The following is a 16,587-nucleotide window of genomic DNA, read 5'->3' on the forward strand; positions in this document are numbered from 1 at the left end:
ATTCAATTGCAACATTACGCCAGGCGTATAAGGAGGGAATGATGGATATTCCCGAGTCGATAAAATAAAACCCACTCAAAATAGTGAGTAAGCAATAACCTTTTTTATGCATAGATAATTCTCCCGGGGCATTCACCTTGAAATCGTGAGTTTGCTATTCCCCGGGCGTGATATGCAGGAAACACTACACCTTAATTTTGGGGATTCATCATGACTGACATGAACATTGAAAACCGGAAACTCAATCGCCCGGCGTCAGAAAATGATAAGCAGCATAAAAAAGTATTTCCGATCGAAGCGGAAGCTTTTCATAGCCCGGAGGAGACACTGGCGCGGCTGAACAGCCATCGTCAGGGCCTCACGATAGAAGAGGCCAGCGAACGGTTGAAAGTGTATGGGCGCAATGAAGTGGCGCATGAGCAAGTTCCTCCGGCGCTGATTCAGCTTCTGCAGGCATTCAATAACCCGTTTATTTACGTTCTGATGGCATTGGCAGGGGTTAGTTTCATCACGGATTACTGGCTCCCGTTACGCCGTGGCGAAGAGACCGATCTCACTGGCGTGCTGATTATTCTGACGATGGTCAGTTTGAGCGGGTTATTGCGTTTCTGGCAGGAGTTTCGCACTAACAAAGCAGCCCAGGCGCTGAAAAAGATGGTGCGCACCACCGCCACGGTGTTGCGTCGTGGGCCGGGTAATATAGGCGCGGTGCAGGAAGAGATTCCCATTGAAGAACTGGTGCCGGGCGATGTGGTTTTTCTGGCCGCAGGCGATCTGGTGCCCGCCGACGTTCGACTGCTGGCGTCGCGCGATCTCTTTATCAGTCAGTCAATTCTTAGTGGTGAATCATTACCCGTAGAAAAATACGATGTTATGGCTGATGTGGCAGGTAAAGACAGCGAGCAATTGCCTGATAAAGATAAAAGCCTGCTAGATTTGGGCAATATCTGTCTGATGGGAACCAATGTAACCAGCGGCAGAGCGCAAGCGGTCGTGGTCGCGACGGGAAGCCGTACCTGGTTCGGCTCGCTGGCGAAATCCATTGTGGGTACGCGTACCCAGACGGCTTTCGATCGGGGAGTCAACAGCGTGAGCTGGCTGTTGATACGCTTTATGCTGATCATGGTGCCGGTTGTCCTGCTGATTAATGGTTTCAGTAAGGGAGACTGGGTAGAGGCTTCGCTGTTCGCGCTGGCAGTTGCGGTGGGGTTGACGCCGGAAATGTTGCCCATGATTGTCAGTTCCAACCTGGCAAAAGGCGCGATTGCGATGTCGCGGCGCAAAGTGATCGTCAAACGCCTGAACGCTATTCAAAACTTCGGCGCGATGGATGTGCTGTGTACAGATAAAACCGGCACCTTAACCCAGGACAATATTTTTCTGGAGCATCATCTGGATGTGAGCGGTGTAAAAAGCGGCCGGGTATTGATGCTGGCCTGGCTGAATAGTAGCAGCCAGAGCGGCGCCCGGAATGTGATGGATCGCGCCATACTGCGTTTTGGCGAGGGTCGAATCGCACCATCGACAAAAGCGCGCTTCATTAAACGCGATGAACTGCCATTCGACTTTGTACGTCGCCGGGTATCGGTCTTGGTGGAGGATGCGCAGCATGGAGACAGATGTCTGATCTGTAAAGGCGCCGTTGAAGAGATGATGATGGTAGCCACCCATCTTCGCGAAGGCGATCGTGTGGTGGCGCTGACGGAAACACGCCGCGAGCTGCTGCTGGCGAAAACCGAAGATTACAATGCGCAGGGATTCCGTGTATTGCTGATAGCGACACGTAAGCTGGATGGTTCCGGGAACAATCCGACATTAAGTGTGGAGGATGAGACCGAACTTACCATCGAAGGGATGCTCACTTTTCTCGATCCGCCGAAAGAGAGCGCCGGAAAAGCCATTGCCGCGTTGCGGGATAACGGCGTAGCGGTCAAAGTCCTCACCGGCGATAATCCGGTCGTGACGGCGCGTATCTGTCTGGAAGTGGGTATTGATACGCACGATATCCTGACCGGAACCCAGGTTGAGGCGATGTCAGACGCCGAACTGGCGTCTGAGGTGGAGAAACGCGCAGTATTCGCCCGGCTGACGCCGTTACAAAAAACGCGTATTTTGCAAGCGCTACAGAAAAATGGTCATACCGTTGGTTTTCTGGGGGATGGGATCAACGACGCGCCCGCGCTTCGTGATGCGGATGTGGGGATTTCCGTCGATAGCGCCGCCGATATTGCTAAAGAGTCATCAGATATTATTCTGCTGGAAAAAGATCTTATGGTGCTTGAGGAAGGCGTTATCAAAGGGCGGGAAACCTTTGGCAATATCATTAAATACCTGAATATGACCGCCAGCTCTAATTTCGGCAATGTTTTTTCGGTACTGGTAGCCAGCGCGTTTATTCCGTTTCTGCCGATGCTGGCGATTCATCTGTTGATCCAGAATTTGATGTACGATATTTCGCAGTTGTCGTTGCCGTGGGACAAAATGGATAAAGAGTTCCTGCGTAAGCCGCGGAAATGGGACGCGAAAAATATTGGTCGTTTTATGCTATGGATTGGCCCAACGTCTTCTATTTTCGATATCACAACCTTTGCGCTGATGTGGTACGTCTTTGCAGCTAATAACGTAGAGGCGCAGGCGCTCTTTCAGTCCGGCTGGTTTATTGAGGGTCTGCTCTCGCAGACACTGGTCGTGCATATGCTAAGGACGCAGAAAATACCGTTTATCCAAAGTCGGGCGACGTTGCCGGTATTATTGACGACCGGCTTGATTATGGCGATAGGCATTTATATTCCATTCTCACCTCTGGGCGCGATGGTTGGACTGGAGCCGCTGCCGCTGAGCTACTTCCCGTGGTTGGTGGCGACATTATTGAGCTACTGTCTGGTGGCGCAAGGTATGAAACGCTTTTATATCAAACGCTTTGGCCAGTGGTTTTAATGATGTTTGAGGATCGCCCAGATGAATCGCTCACCCGATAAAATCATCGCGCTGATATTTTTACTGATTAGCCTGTTGGTGTTGTGTTTAGCCCTCTGGCAAATCGTTTTCTAACGAGGTGACGCCATGCAAAAAAGAGGGTTGGACAAAATTTTTTATCAGGTTGTCCTGATAGCAATCATCCTGATTTTACTGACTATCTGGATACGATAAGTTGCTGTTGGCGAGCCCCGCTTAAAATAAGAATCGATGTAGTTGTTCTTTTTATGGCGGGGCGCTATTTTCATGGTATCCCACATCAGAAGGGCAATATCATGAATAATCGTCGTGGTTTAACCGCCGTCCTGGCGACGTTGATTACGTTTTCCCTGAGCGCTACGCCTGTGCTGGCGAATCCGGGAAATGGCAATGGCGGCGGACATAGTAATAACGCGGCTAATCAAGGTAATAACGGTAATGGGCATAAAGGAAATGCCGGGCAAAGAACGGAACACCGTAAAAATGGCGGTAAACCGGATCACGTCGAGTCGGACATTAGCTACGCTGTCGCCAGGCAACTGGCAGTGAATTTAGGGCTGACGGGTTATCAGTCTTTACCACCGGGCATTGCGAAAAATCTGGCGAGAGGAAAACCGCTGCCGCCGGGAATCGCTAAAAAAACGGTGCCGGCGTCTATGCTGGGACAATTACCTTATTATCCGGGCTATGAGTGGAAAATCGTTGGGGATAACCTGGTGCTGATCGCGCTCAGTACCGCGGTGGTCACGGCGATTATTAATGGCGTATTTGATTAAGAGCCTATCCCACCAGGCGTTATTGGCGCAGCCAGTTTGGACACGGACAGCGCGCAAAAACCGGAGCGTACACGTAGTACGTGAGGTTTGACTCGCTACGCTCGCCCTTCGGGCCGCCGCAAGCGGCGTTCAAAACGCTAACGCGTTTTGGCGAGCACAGCCCAGGTCCAAAATGGCAAGTAAAATAGCCCCATTAAATGGGGCTATTTAGTCTCTTCAGGGCGTTATTTATGCGCGTTGAGAATCCAGCAGTTCATTATTTTTTACTACTTCCTGCGCTTTGGTATAACTTTCAATCAGTAGCTGATAGGCCGGGAATATTTTGGTATATACATCCGCCCATTCTGCGGCATCTTCCCGATTCCAGGTACGTTGCAGCTCAGAGGCTACCGCCGCGGTATCCATTGGTACTACGCCCGCCTGCACCACGCGGGCCATCGTAATTTCCTGCGCCATTTTACTGTACGTACCGGAGGCATCAATTACCGCAAATACCTTGTACCCTTCCGCGACGGCGCTGATGGCTGGAAAAGCCATGCAGACACTGGTAATAGTACCAGCGATAATCAACGTTTTACGGCCTGTCGCTTTTACCGCCTGTACAAAATCGGCATTATCCCAGGCATTAATTTCCCCTTTACGCGCGACATATTGCGCGTAGGGTGCATTCGCATGGATTTCCGGAATCAGCGGACCATTTGGTCCCTGTGGTACGGATGCGGTAGTAATGACTGGCATATTGCATAAGGTAGCGATTTTAGCCAGCGCCGCGGCGCGCGCGCGTAATTCCGGCATCGGCATGTCGCCGACGGTCTGAAACAGGCCACTTTGGTGGTCAATCAGCAGCATTACTGCGTCGTTAGCATCAATGGCAGGGCGTTGACCGTTAAAATTCGCGGGTGTAGACATAATTCATTCCTTGTTGTTGCCTTTCACTGATAGTCACTATCAGTGTTAAAGTCATTAATCGCCGGGGCGATTTCCGTTTTTAAGCTGATGACAGTAATCTGTTGCCGATTCTGGATTACCTTATTGAGTTCTTTCTGAAGAAATATTCATCGGCATCACCTTCAGTCGATTTACTTTCACGCGAATCTGTTATCACAACAATATTCATATTATGAATAAATGTTTCTATTTTACATGTCAGAGAGGATTATTGATTGAAAAAACAAATTATATCCCTACAAATTGTTTCTGATGGATAGTTTTAAAATTATTTAGTATAAATTTGAAATATGTGGGTTAAGGATTAACTTATTTATATTTAAATAACATAAAGCACAGCTTAAATATTAAGTGGGAAGCGTGCTTTTATTAAGTATGGCTACTGTAACTCTTAATAAATTGGAAACTATCCCTATATAACGAGTGCTGCTTTTTGGGATATTACAAGCCATTATAGGAACACATTGAATAAACCTTGTCTTTCATGTGGGGTAGATTATCAGGATATTTTTTCTCATGATTTATATATGAGATATTAAAGCGTAGTGGCACAGTAAATTTGGCCACTTGATTAAAGGTGATATTCTCACCTCAATACAAAACAGGAGACTTAACGAACAAGAAAACCAAACGTACTTTCACCCCTGAGTCTGCTATAATGAGAAAAGCGGTGTCTACGCTTACCTGTTAATGTCTTATGCCTCTCGCTCTTCTATATGATCGGTATGTGCAGGGGACAATCCATGTCCTGCTACGCAGCCACAGCATCAGACTATACTCAGTGGTGTCTATTAACCCTCTCCAACTACGTTATGTTTTGGCATGGTAACAATGCGATGTTATGGATAATTAACGATAATATTGAATTTAATCCAGAAATGAATCGCCTGGCGTCATTATCGAGGCCAGATCTCAACATTATTCTGACAACGCCCGCCAGTCGCTGCTTGCGCCTTCTGCTGGAAAACGCCCCCTCCGTCGTCTCACAACAAACATTCTTTCAAAAAGTGTGGGAAGAAGACGGCATGGTGGTGTCGGCAAATACGCTTTATCAGAATATCTCCATTATTCGCCGCGGATTACGTACCGTTGGCGAAAATGAAGATACGCTGATAATCACGGTTCCGCGTAGAGGCTTTCAGATTGAGCCTGGTGTGAGCGTCATGACCATCCGTAAAGACTTCGCTCAGGCAATAGAAAAAAAGGGTGAGACGCCACCGCGTATGTCAGGGCGTTGGTTTAAACATTATGTACCTGTACTTTGGATGACCGGGACATTTGCTGTCGGTATTTTGCTTGGCACTATAAGCTGGCAAACCGTTCCTGATAAGGATTTTTACGATCGCTACACGCTGGTTGAAACAACCCTAGGTTGTCATTTTTTCTCGCGGAATGAAGATATCGAAAGCGGCAGCCGCTTTGCAAGCTATAAGTCAATGATTCTAAAAACCGGTATGGATTGTCAGAAATACCCATGGGTCTATTTCCCTTCCAGCAGTCGCACCCCAGCGGTTACGGCATTGATTTGTCAGCAACCTTATAAAACGCGCGGTGATACAGGCTGCGTGACGCTTTTTTTCCGCGGGGTGACACATGGGTAAAAAGGTACTGATGTTAGCCTGCCTGACGCTACTGTTTCTGGGTGTAGGGCTTGGACATCTTTTTCATTTGTATACGGAAAAGAACCGGGATCCAGAGAAATGTACGGCGCCTGTGATTGTGTTTTATAACAACACTCAGGCTAACCTGACGCTGGACTTTATGTATTCGCTGAAAAAACGCACTGGGGTGGTTTCCATCAGCGGAACGTATTACGTCGATAATAAAATGAGCGGTGTGATCCGCCGTGATGTTTCCTATGTATGGAGTGAAAATAAAGACAGCACCCATTTTATATCGACGGATATCAACAAAGTCACGCGTGACGAAACACTGTCCGATGCGGTTATCGAGACGGTTTTACCCGATTTTTATGTCTATCCAGGGAAAAGTATCAGTTACACCATCCTGACTCAGGGCCATCGTGGCTTTATGTTCACCATCGGGAAACGCCCGATATTTTTCTGTACACATTAAGCGGTTTTGGAAGCCGTTCATGAAACCTATCAGCCAAATGAAAGCGTTTCCGGGTAAAAGCCGCTGAAGATCAGCGGCTCTGTTGTTACCTGAATCAAAAACTGTATTTAACCCCCAGTAGGCCTTGGGTATTACTATAGCCCTGGTCACCTACCTGTTGCGCCACGTTACCCCATACGTTCAGGCGCGGGGTAATTTGTCCTTCAATACCCACTTTCACTTCACCAATATTTTTCGTACCACGCATATCGCTGCTGACATCGTCCATCTTCACGCTGGCAGGCTGCGTATTATGGATCCAGTTCGCCTCCACGAACGGCTGGAACTCTCGAGATTTATTGTCATCAATAGCATTGTGGCCGTTAATATAGGCTTTTACGCCCATGCGGGTTAGCAGATTACCGGCGGTATCATCCTTGACGAGGGTACCATTGGCTTCGCGATTGTCGTCAGCCTGCACGCCCATCCATACCACCTGCGCTTTGGGCTGCAACCAGTAGCTTTGATGCGCGCTTTCACCTAACCTGAAGCTGTAACCGGCTTCAACCGAGGCGGTAATTCCTTTGGATTTATATTTCTCAGCGGCCTGATCCTGACCCATGACCTTGTTATCAAACCAGTTGTACAGCATCCAGGTATCCACATAAGCCCCAGACCGATCGATATTGTTAGCATACCAGGTGCCGTAAAGGCCGACGCTGTAACCGGTGACTTGACCACGGGAATGATAGTCACTCACGGACGACTGCGTGCGGTTCTGGCTGTTGGCATAACCTGCCATTGCACCAATATGCCAACGGTCAAGACCGTCAGTGCTCCACTGTGCCAGATCGCCTCCCAGTTGTAACACATAGCTGTTGATGCGGGTTTTTAGCTGCCCGCTACCATCGTTGAAGCGAGTATGGGCGCCGACGTTACGCATCCACAGGCTGGTGACCTTCTTCTCACCCGTCAGCATGTCGGTGTACTGGGTTTCACCCAGACGGTCATGGAGACGCGTCATGAACAGCGTATTTGCCGCATAGTTGTTGGCAAGGTAGCTACCCACTTCCGGACGGAACTGATGTTCTGTTATCGGCGGTGTGTCAGATTGCCCTATGTCAGGAATTGTCGGATCAGGGATGACCGGGTCCACTGGCTCAGGGTCTACTGGATCAGGGTCCACCGGATCGGGAATAACAGGGTCAGGGATAACCGGGTCTACTGGATCAGGGTCTACCGGATCGGGAATGACAGGGTCAGGGATAACAGGGTCTACCGGATCGGGAATAATCGGTTCGTCCGGCTCAATGTAGCTGGTCAGATACCAGTTTTTACCTTTCTGCACCACGTTGTAGTCATAGGCTCCGGCAACAATACGGCTTGCTTTTTCGAAAGTACCGTTAGAATTGCCAGCAACGTTAACAATTTCAATACCTTCAATGGTTTGCGCCCCGGCTCCTCCAATATTATTTACTGCAACAAATGTGTTGCCTGAAGTATTGCCGAGAACCTGCAGCCTGTCCGTTTCGGAATCATCATCGTTGAGCACAGTATTAAAGACCAGCTTACCGCCGTTGCCTACATAATCTTCATTGATGGTGAGCGTTTGCCATGGCTCGCCATCTTCATGGCTGAAGTTAATGGTTGCGCCACTATTCAGCGTCAGGTCAGTGAGCGTTGAGCTGCTGGTCATATTCCAGGTCGCATCGCTCATTTGTACAGAGATAACGCCTGTGCCCGCCGTAGCGCTGGTGATGTATGACGCCCCGTCCCATCGCGAGTTGTCCGTCATATTGAGCTTAATCGTACTGTTCTGCTGCGGTAGCGTACTGGTAGCAGCGGTGGCGCCAGCAGCACGAATATCACCGTCGATGACGAAACGTCCTCCTGAAGAACCGTCAACAATGCCGCCAGTTTCCGTGCTGATAGCGTAACTTTCGCTACTGTTATCGCCCGCCATAGTAATAGCCGCACCGCCTGCCAGATTAATGGCGCCTCGGGAAAGGGCGTATAAACCGGCAGGGGCCTTACTATAGGATGCGGCCTTACTGGCGCTGTTAACGCTAATAGTGGCATTCTCTCCCAAATTAACGGTAGCGTTAGTTGCATATACCGCGTGTGCGCTGGCACCGTTCACCGTAATAGTAGCGTTGTTGCCAAGCTCGGTTCTGGAGGAGGATGCTGCGTAAATCCCCGTAGAGGATGCGCCGGAGGTTTCGATGGTTGCATCGTCACCCAGACGAATCAACGAACCGCTTTGTCCGGTACGCAGCCCCTCTGAACTGTCGCCGGTAGTAACAATATGCGCACGATTGCCGACGACAATCGTATTTTTGGCACGTGACGCATCCCGCATGGCGTTAGCTGTAATTCCACGTCCCTGGCTACCTGTTGTTTTGATATACAGATCGTCGCCGACGTAAATATTGGCCGATCCGGTCCAACCCTGGCCCAGTGAGTTATATCCGGCGTTAATACCGTCACCATCCTGACCATCCACGTAGATGTTGGTACGGTCACCGGTAATAATAAATACCGGGTTATCCGGAGTATTTGCGCCGTGAGTACGGATGCCATCGACGTCTCTACCATTATTCGCGGCATTCGCCGACTGCGTCCGAATGGTCAGGTCGTTGCCAAAAATCACGCCCGGACTTCCCGTCCCGCTGTTCTGAATAACCGTGACAGTGTGTTCAAACGCCTCCGCGCCCGGCCCATTAAGCGTGAGGCCATTGCCATAAACCGGGATGGTGCCGGTGTTCCACTGATAAACGTAGTTGGGCATGGTACCGACTTTGGTGAAACCGGTACTGGCCTGAGCGGGAATAATAGCCTGTAATTCCGGCGGCAACTGGCTGACCAGCCCACTGGATGGCAGACTATCAACGTCAACCCAGGCCGCCTGGGAGGGAAATACCATAGAGGCTAATGCTGCTGATACCGCTATGGCGATGAATGAGTAATTTTGGGGAGTTGGCATTCTGCCTCCTGCATTATGGCGTAAAGCGTCTTCCACATCGCAATAATATGGAAATAATAAAAATGGAAACGGATCTATAAAATATTTGATATTATTTTATGAATGCTATGCCCGAGCTTATTTTCAAGCCGCAGCTTATGCACATAAAGTTTCTTAATATCAATATTGTCAATATTTACAATCTGCTGAATACTTATTCCTGATACAAAGCGCTTCAGTAATATAAATTCCGTATAGTTAAGCGTTCGTCCACGTTTACTGTTGGCAAGCCGACCGGTAAACAAGCGGTGCATCTTTTGCTGTTGCACAATATCATCGTCATCGGAATAAATAATTCCTTGTATTTTATTGCTTTTCAAAATCCAGTAATTGGCCAGCGGAGTTAAACTTCTGTCAGAAATCAGGACAATATGCATACCACTGTTTGCCAGACTGTCAGCCCATTGTAAATCGGTAAATCGTCGAAGATTCGGGAAAGAAAAATCAACAAAGATAAAACCGCTGGATAAATGGTTGTGTCTATCAAGCAATAACTTTTCAATAAACCCTTTTTTCAGGAAAGCATTACCATCTGGCCAGATGGAAAATGCCGCATTATGACAGTATTGCACCCGTACTGCGCTGTCAGGGAATAATTGACAGGATAAATCGCAACTAATGCAATGGACAATTTGTGAAGGCTTTCTCATCATCCTGAACGACTCCCGTCGATGTTTCTATTAATATTTCATTGGTAAATAAATGTGTCAATCCAGATAATATAAAGTACTACGACTGTCAAAAGTCGCGAAATATTGTCAGTGTCATAAACTCCTGGAAAGCACTAAAATACAGCTTTAAAAAACCATGACAGATCCGACAGTCGTAATACATCATTTCGGATTTGTATTTCACGCATTGAGATTTTTATACAGTATCTCCAATATCATAAAAAATCTTAAAACAGCACTATTTGCTAAATCATGAGAGTGATAAATAACGGTTCTCAATACCATCTGTCTGCTGCCTTTGTCACTATCGGGGTGATGTGATGAAATATAAAAGTAAATCCTGTAAACCTGTAATGAATTCTTATTATTAAAACCTAATTTAAGATTTTTTCTTTTATTGCATTGTTATTCAATGACTTAATGGTGAAGTTTGTGCTCTCATCAACTTCTTATATACAAATTTAAGACTATTTTATAGAGACGCATGTAAACTTTAAGGGGGTGTAATGCTAATGCCATGAGAAAATCTTGTAACTTAACGCCGGGAGTCATACCTTGCCAATAAGTTGATCTGACTTAATTCTGATCGTGACAGTCTGAGCAAGTGACAGACTTATTGGTCGAAGCAACTTCAGCTTCTGGCTTCTCTTTTCAATCGCTCATCTGATGAAAACTCTTTCCCGGGGCACATTAGTGAGAAACAGGATGTGGTCAAACCTAATGTCTATAGATGTCGTCAGTCACTTCACAAATATCCGCCTCCTGGCAGATATCTTTAACCGTTCGTCCGGCTTCGACCAACTTAATTACGGCGATGTTCTGATGCTCAGTGAGACGGGCTTTATGCATAGAGATTCCTTCGTCAGCAGATCGATGACGTGATCTCTAAATGTGAATAGCACGATTATGTGGAATACGTACAAAAAATTAAATGAATCGCCACAGGTTTAACAGACACCGCAGAGTCATTTAAGATGGCTTAAAGAGAGGAGCCCATGAGCGGTAAACGTTATCCCGAAGAGTTTATAATTAAAGCGGTAAAACAGGTTATTGAGCGCGGCCATTCTGTTTCCAGCGTCGCAACACGTCTTGATATTACTACCCACAGTCTTTACGCCTGGATAAAGCCGCCATATTCACGACGGTATCATGCAATCACAGGAGTCTAATTTGATATCTTGGCCTGTTGAATTTATTGATTTTTATCTTGTTGGATTTTTACTGGTGCCCACTATTGTGCCCCCAAATGATTTTGCTTGTGGGGTTCTGGGCATTTTGAGCTACTTTTAAGGTTCTGTTTTCCATTGTAGCAAACCGGCGATATCCTTCTCACCTTCGGCTTCTTTTAAGCGCCGTTGTTGTTCAGCAAACTGACTATATTCCGCCTGCGCTTTTTCATCGGCCATTTTCTTACTGACTTTACCTGCGCCTTGTAAAACCTCACGGTCGTTAAATTGCAGGAACTGATCCAGCTTATCCTGCCAGTCGCGTAAAAAGACCTGCTGACGACGACGGGCCTGATCCTCGGCAAAATCCAGCCACATGTTAACTACGCGGTTAAGCTCGCTGACTTCATCTTGAGTGAGATAATTTTTTGCCACCGTCACGTCACCCTTACGTACCTCTTCACCTTTATAGCTGGTTAGCCCCATATGCGGCTGGCTGGCGTCAGCACGCTGATGAATGAGTTCAGCAGCGGTATGTCCGGTACAGGCAAAATGCAACTTGTTCTGGATGGTTTGAAAAAATTGCGTGGTTTCTTTGAGCGATGGTTGATAGTCGGCGGCTAACGCAAAGATCTCTCGTACCCGCAAATAAACCCGACGCTCGCTGGCGCGAATATCGCGGATACGCTCCAGCATCTCATCAAAATAGTCGGGTACAGCCGATGAACCCACGGGCGGATTTTTCAGCCGCTCATCGTCCATCACAAAACCTTTGATCAGGTATTCCTGGAGCGTCTGGGTTGCCCACTGGCGGAACTGTGTGCCGCGCGGGGAGCGAACGCGGTAGCCGACAGCAAGGATGACAGGCAGGCTGTAGTGAAGCCTGTTGCGGCTTACCTGACGGCTACCTTCCTGTTGAACTTGTAAGTAAGACTTACAGGTTGCGTTTTGCTCAAGTTCGCCTTCTTCATAGATCGCTTTAATGTGCTGTGTAACTGCCTGGGGAGTGATCTGATAAAGGTTGGCGATGGTTGCCTGAGGGAGCCATAGCGTCTCTTGCTCAAAGCGGCACTCCACACGAACTTCACCGTCATCGCTGGCAAACATAACAAATTCGCCTGCCGGGGATTGGGTTAAGTATTTGTCTGCCATGCCGCCTCCGCTTATATCTGACTCGCAATGCCGTAATCTGCCTAGTATGCCAGAAATTCCTGGTGAAGCTTATTACGCAGATAGCGTTTATTTTGCGGGCAGCGCCCCCGGATAATGCTTCGCCACGATATCATTCATCTTCTCCACCAGATCCAGACGCTTAAATGTGATATGTCCGCTGCCCTTCTGAAAGTAGCGGATGGTGAACATATCGTCTTCAAAGACCTGCCCTCTGTGATTCGTAGCGCTCCTGATACCATAATCTTGCCGTGCCAAGATAAAGCATGAGCGGGAGATCAACAGGCTGTTTATGTTCCTCATTACGAACCAGTTTTTGAAGCTACTCACCCCAGCGGGTAAATCGGGCTGCCATCGTATCTTCATGCGGCGGCTGTTCTCCTCGCTTGTCGAGCATCCAGGTTGCCGTTTTTCCACTTTCCCATTCCCCGGTAGCCGTAATCATGACCGGAGACGACATTTCCATGTTCAGCGCTTCGGGGCGGAAAACCAGACGTACATCTTCTGTACGGATCGCCAGCGATTTATCTTTTACGTAGAGGCTGGCATCAAAACCACGAATAAAGGGAAACAGCGCCAGGCGTATCGCATCCAGCACTGTCGTCTTGCCCGCGCCATTCGGTGCAACCAGAATCGTAATGTGCTCATCAAAAGTAATATCGAGCTGTCTGAAGCAACGAAAGTTAAGCAGTGAAAGTTTGTCGATTCTCATTACACCAGCCTCACCTGTTTTTATGTTTTAGTATAATAACATCTCTTGCCTGCAATATTGCCCGCTTTAAGCGGGCAAAGGTTACGCCTTTTATCACGTTTTAACTATTTATCCTGTTGATTAAAATGGTTTTTCTAAGGAATTAATAAAATCCTTTCCTGTCGTGTCCGTAGAATATCGACAGCCTGGAGACAAGGTGACTGTTGCTGGTAACCATATTCTTTGCGATCGATACCAACTCGTTCATGTTTTTTCTTCAGAAAGTTATGGCATCGACAAACGTAGCGCCTGCGTTGATAAACGTAAGGCTATAGTGCCTTCAAGTAGATGAGTAAGCTGCGACGTTACTGCTCGTATGAACACCATCCACCCTTATGATGTGAGCCTGTACCCCCATGTGGGTGTTGACCCTTTGGGCAGGCAAGCGCACTGGATGATGCCGTGACGGTAATAAAAACGATAATCATCGCTGTAAATAATCTCTTCATATATAACTCACATTAATAAATTAGAACATATTACTACCTTACAGAATACGCATACTTGATACGGATTTAGGGGATAATATAACGCGTACTTTAGTTTAAATTCTATCCTCCATGTGGCATAGGTTATCAGGATAGGTTTTCGTTATGAATTTTATCCGGGATATTGAAGCAACATATTGGGGGGGATATGAGTTATAAAGATGTTGGTAAGCATGGCTGTGATGTTGCATTGCGGATGGGCTATAAAGAATGCCCCGATGAAAATGCTTATGGTGATGCCTATTATATTAAAGATGGGTTAAAATGGATATTTAATATAACAGGCTTAAAAAAACGGCTTGGCGTATACAGCGACGACGATCTCCGTAAACAGAACTATGATGTAGATACCTATTATCGAGTTGAAAACCAAAAGGAAGAAAGTGCAGATGATGAAATGCAATCGTTATATCATAATTTAGCGGTAGAAGAAGGAGAACCCGTGTATCTGGAGGGAGGCATGTATCTTTATCCGGATGGCTCTATACGTTGATCTCATAATTTTGGCCTGGTAAGCGTTATTTCTTTTGAGAAAGGTTGAATCTGTAAGTATGACCTACAAGTTCGTTTGGTGATTAGTTAAGTCCCGCCCGCGTTAGTCCTGACGTACTTTTATCCCTTCTTTGCGGACGATATCCCACAATAAATGGACGTTCGGTTTTAGCAATCGGTAAATGGTGATTAATAAAATAATATTCCATTTTCTCTCTCAACCTTTCCTTTCACATTATATGCAAGAACTAGTCTTAATAATAAGCAAATACTTTGTCCCGAAATAGAGGACGAATGGTGGGCATAAGAGAAGGATTTTGGCGGAAGATCACAGGAGTCGAACCTGCCCGGGACCGCTGGCGGCCCCAACTGGATTTGAAGTCCAGCCGCCTCACCGGAGACGACGATCTTCCGCGCCTCGATTGCTACATGGAGGCGCGCGCATTATAGCTACTTCCTGGCGTTTCCACATCCCCTCCCGTGCTTTTTTAACTTCCCTTTCCTTCTGCCATGACCGGTTTCATATAAACCCCCATAAAATCCATTAGTTACATTTCATCACACTTTTTGACGCTACCCTGATCACAGAAAACAAGAATCGTAATTTGATAACTAAATAACGGAATATTCACGCTCGCAGGGAAGGTTTACAAAAACTGTAACCGGTATCAGTGAGCGTTGTGAGCGTTAAGGATGCGTAATGAAAAGTGAGATTCTCTCCGTTAAGGAGAAGATTGGTTATGGTATGGGCGATGCCGCGAGCCACATCATCTTTGATAACGTAATGTTATATATGATGTTCTTCTATACCGATATTTTCGGCATTCCCGCTGGTTTTGTCGGCACCATGTTTTTACTGGCGCGTGCGCTTGATGCCATCTCCGACCCTTGCATGGGCCTGCTGGCCGACCGTACCCGCTCTCGCTGGGGCAAATTCCGACCCTGGGTGCTGTTTGGCGCGTTGCCGTTTGGTATCGTTTGTGTGCTGGCTTATAGCACGCCGGATCTCAGTCTGAACGGCAAAATGATTTATGCCGCCATCACCTACACGTTGCTCACCCTTCTGTACACTGTGGTCAACATCCCTTACTGCGCGTTGGGGGGGGTAATAACCAATGACCCAACGCAGCGTATCTCCCTGCAATCCTGGCGCTTTGTGCTGGCAACGGCGGGCGGAATGCTTTCTACCGTACTGATGATGCCTCTGGTGAAACTGATTGGCGGCGAGAATAAGGCGCTGGGCTTCCAGGGGGGTATCGCGGCGCTCTCGGTGGTGGCGTTCCTGATGCTGGCGTTCTGCTTCTTTACCACCAAAGAGCGCGTTGAAGCGCCTGCCACCCATACCTCCATGCGTGAAGACCTGCGTGATATCTGGCACAACGACCAGTGGCGCATAGTCGGCCTGCTCACCATCCTGAATATTCTGGCGGTATGCGTGCGCGGCGGGGCGATGATGTATTACGTCACCTGGATATTGGGCAAACCGGGCGTGTTTGTCGCCTTCCTCACCACCTATTGCGTCGGCAACCTGATTGGCTCGGCGCTGGCAAAACCGTTGACCGACTGGAAATGCAAAGTGAGCGTTTTTTGTTGGACCAATGCTTTACTCGCAGTAATCAGCGTGGCGATGTTCTTCGTACCGATGCACGCCACGATCGCTATGTTCGTCTTTATCTTTGTGATTGGCGTATTGCACCAGTTAGTCACGCCTATCCAGTGGGTGATGATGTCTGACACCGTCGACTACGGCGAATGGTGTAACGGCAAACGCCTGACGGGGATCAGTTTTGCCGGCACGTTGTTCGTGCTGAAACTGGGTCTTGCCCTCGGCGGGGCGCTGATTGGCTGGATGCTGGCAGGCGGCGGTTACGACGCGGCGGCGAAAACGCAAAACAGCGCCACGATCAGCATCATCATCGCTCTGTTCACTATCGTTCCGGCCATCTGTTATCTGCTGAGCGCCGCGATCGCTAAACGCTACTACACCCTGAAAAGCCCGTTCCTGAAAACCATTCTGGAACAACTGGCGCAGGGCGCACACCGCAACGAACAAGAATTTACCCATAAAGAATTGCAAAACTAAAGGAACAGAC

Annotated in this window: 13 protein-coding genes, 1 tRNA gene and 4 pseudogenes; 9 read left to right on the forward strand and 9 right to left on the reverse strand. The window is 47.8% G+C overall.

Annotated elements, in window-relative coordinates; translation table 11 throughout:
• Positions 1 to 210: 210 nt before the first annotated feature.
• The 4 genes from mgtA to cigR all read left to right on the forward strand — a co-directional run bounded on the left by mgtA (position 211) and on the right by cigR (position 3,731).
• Entirely contained in the window at positions 211 to 2,937 is a 2,727-nt protein-coding gene (mgtA, locus tag HU143_RS00395; RefSeq protein WP_023227692.1) for a magnesium-translocating P-type ATPase, read from the forward strand.
• 21 nt (positions 2,938 to 2,958) lie between these two features.
• Positions 2,959 to 3,051 (forward strand): protein MgtR, encoded by a 93-nt coding sequence (gene mgtR, locus HU143_RS00400; RefSeq protein ID WP_001082117.1) that lies wholly within the window; start codon positions 2,959 to 2,961, stop codon positions 3,049 to 3,051.
• A gap of 12 nt (positions 3,052 to 3,063) precedes the next feature.
• Positions 3,064 to 3,150 carry a magnesium transporter protection protein MgtU gene (gene mgtU / locus HU143_RS24720; protein WP_252515021.1) on the forward strand — a complete coding sequence of 29 codons (87 nt, stop codon included), beginning with the start codon at positions 3,064 to 3,066 and terminating at the stop codon, positions 3,148 to 3,150.
• Positions 3,151 to 3,251: 101 nt separating this feature from the next.
• On the forward strand, positions 3,252 to 3,731 hold the full coding sequence (gene cigR / locus HU143_RS00405) for an anti-virulence regulatory inner membrane protein CigR (protein WP_001065327.1): 480 nt from the start codon (positions 3,252 to 3,254) through the stop codon (positions 3,729 to 3,731).
• 228 nt (positions 3,732 to 3,959) lie between these two features.
• Here the strand turns inward: cigR and HU143_RS00410 are convergent, their stop codons facing one another.
• A complete protein-coding gene (locus HU143_RS00410; protein WP_000106467.1) occupies positions 3,960 to 4,640 on the reverse strand; it encodes an isochorismatase family protein in 681 nt (226 codons plus the stop codon).
• A gap of 782 nt (positions 4,641 to 5,422) precedes the next feature.
• On the opposite strand from HU143_RS00410, the gene HU143_RS00420 reads away from it, so the two are divergent.
• Positions 5,423 to 6,280: a winged helix-turn-helix domain-containing protein gene (locus tag HU143_RS00420; RefSeq protein ID WP_001736782.1), complete on the forward strand. Its 858-nt coding sequence runs from the start codon at positions 5,423 to 5,425 to the stop codon at positions 6,278 to 6,280.
• A 10-nt stretch (positions 6,281 to 6,290) separates the two neighbouring features.
• Positions 6,291 to 6,755 carry a hypothetical protein gene (locus HU143_RS00425; protein WP_001521985.1) on the forward strand — a complete coding sequence of 155 codons (465 nt, stop codon included), beginning with the start codon at positions 6,291 to 6,293 and terminating at the stop codon, positions 6,753 to 6,755.
• Positions 6,756 to 6,849: 94 nt separating this feature from the next.
• Here the strand turns inward: HU143_RS00425 and misL are convergent, their stop codons facing one another.
• From misL to HU143_RS24365, 3 genes and pseudogenes are all read right to left on the reverse strand, one after another.
• Positions 6,850 to 9,717, reverse strand: coding sequence for an intestinal colonization autotransporter adhesin MisL (misL, locus tag HU143_RS00430; protein ID WP_023227690.1), 2,868 nt, complete (start codon positions 9,715 to 9,717; stop codon positions 6,850 to 6,852).
• Between the two features lie 74 nt (positions 9,718 to 9,791).
• A complete protein-coding gene (locus HU143_RS00435) occupies positions 9,792 to 10,409 on the reverse strand; it encodes a helix-turn-helix transcriptional regulator (RefSeq protein ID WP_000984812.1) in 618 nt (205 codons plus the stop codon).
• A 756-nt stretch (positions 10,410 to 11,165) separates the two neighbouring features.
• Positions 11,166 to 11,276, reverse strand: a pseudogene (locus HU143_RS24365) (transposase); the annotation flags it as partial.
• 146 nt (positions 11,277 to 11,422) lie between these two features.
• On the opposite strand from HU143_RS24365, the pseudogene HU143_RS00440 reads away from it, so the two are divergent.
• Positions 11,423 to 11,554 (forward strand): annotated as a pseudogene (locus HU143_RS00440) (transposase); the annotation flags it as partial.
• 159 nt (positions 11,555 to 11,713) lie between these two features.
• Here the strand turns inward: HU143_RS00440 and rhuM are convergent.
• From rhuM to HU143_RS00460, 4 genes and pseudogenes are all read right to left on the reverse strand, one after another.
• The gene (rhuM, locus tag HU143_RS00445) at positions 11,714 to 12,745 is read right to left on the reverse strand and encodes a virulence protein RhuM (protein ID WP_023227688.1); all 1,032 of its coding nucleotides are present in this window, start codon (positions 12,743 to 12,745) and stop codon (positions 11,714 to 11,716) included.
• A gap of 87 nt (positions 12,746 to 12,832) precedes the next feature.
• A pseudogene (locus HU143_RS00450) lies at positions 12,833 to 12,985 on the reverse strand (DUF4942 domain-containing protein); the annotation flags it as partial.
• A pseudogene (locus HU143_RS00455) lies at positions 12,978 to 13,475 on the reverse strand (AAA family ATPase); the annotation flags it as partial. The pseudogenes HU143_RS00455 and HU143_RS00450, both read right to left, overlap by 8 nt.
• Positions 13,476 to 13,609: 134 nt before the next feature.
• The gene (locus HU143_RS00460; RefSeq protein WP_153644955.1) at positions 13,610 to 13,735 is read right to left on the reverse strand and encodes a TA system toxin CbtA family protein; all 126 of its coding nucleotides are present in this window, start codon (positions 13,733 to 13,735) and stop codon (positions 13,610 to 13,612) included.
• Between the two features lie 415 nt (positions 13,736 to 14,150).
• Between HU143_RS00460 and HU143_RS00465 the strand changes: the two genes are divergently transcribed.
• The gene (locus HU143_RS00465) at positions 14,151 to 14,495 is read left to right on the forward strand and encodes a hypothetical protein (RefSeq protein WP_023227686.1); all 345 of its coding nucleotides are present in this window, start codon (positions 14,151 to 14,153) and stop codon (positions 14,493 to 14,495) included.
• Between the two features lie 317 nt (positions 14,496 to 14,812).
• Here HU143_RS00465 and HU143_RS00470 read toward each other — a convergent pair.
• Positions 14,813 to 14,907 (reverse strand) — tRNA-Sec (locus tag HU143_RS00470).
• Between the two features lie 287 nt (positions 14,908 to 15,194).
• Here HU143_RS00470 and HU143_RS00475 point away from each other — a divergent pair.
• Positions 15,195 to 16,577: a glycoside-pentoside-hexuronide family transporter gene (locus HU143_RS00475; protein WP_000834256.1), complete on the forward strand. Its 1,383-nt coding sequence runs from the start codon at positions 15,195 to 15,197 to the stop codon at positions 16,575 to 16,577.
• The last annotated feature ends 10 nt before the right edge of the window (positions 16,578 to 16,587 follow it).

Origin of the sequence: Salmonella sp. SJTUF14076 (assembly GCF_015534835.1) — a bacterium.
Classification (GTDB): Bacteria; Pseudomonadota; Gammaproteobacteria; order Enterobacterales; family Enterobacteriaceae; genus Salmonella; species Salmonella enterica.

Coding starts and splice junctions, on each gene's coding strand:
- mgtA (WP_023227692.1), top strand. CDS start 211: ATGACTGACATGAACATTGAAAACCGGAAACTCAATCGCCCGGCGTCA.
- mgtR (WP_001082117.1), top strand. CDS start 2,959: ATGAATCGCTCACCCGATAAAATCATCGCGCTGATATTTTTACTGATT.
- mgtU (WP_252515021.1), top strand. CDS start 3,064: ATGCAAAAAAGAGGGTTGGACAAAATTTTTTATCAGGTTGTCCTGATA.
- cigR (WP_001065327.1), top strand. CDS start 3,252: ATGAATAATCGTCGTGGTTTAACCGCCGTCCTGGCGACGTTGATTACG.
- HU143_RS00410 (WP_000106467.1), bottom strand. CDS start 4,640: ATGTCTACACCCGCGAATTTTAACGGTCAACGCCCTGCCATTGATGCT.
- HU143_RS00420 (WP_001736782.1), top strand. CDS start 5,423: ATGTCCTGCTACGCAGCCACAGCATCAGACTATACTCAGTGGTGTCTA.
- HU143_RS00425 (WP_001521985.1), top strand. CDS start 6,291: ATGTTAGCCTGCCTGACGCTACTGTTTCTGGGTGTAGGGCTTGGACAT.
- misL (WP_023227690.1), bottom strand. CDS start 9,717: ATGCCAACTCCCCAAAATTACTCATTCATCGCCATAGCGGTATCAGCA.
- HU143_RS00435 (WP_000984812.1), bottom strand. CDS start 10,409: ATGATGAGAAAGCCTTCACAAATTGTCCATTGCATTAGTTGCGATTTA.
- rhuM (WP_023227688.1), bottom strand. CDS start 12,745: ATGGCAGACAAATACTTAACCCAATCCCCGGCAGGCGAATTTGTTATG.
- HU143_RS00465 (WP_023227686.1), top strand. CDS start 14,151: ATGAGTTATAAAGATGTTGGTAAGCATGGCTGTGATGTTGCATTGCGG.
- HU143_RS00475 (WP_000834256.1), top strand. CDS start 15,195: ATGAAAAGTGAGATTCTCTCCGTTAAGGAGAAGATTGGTTATGGTATG.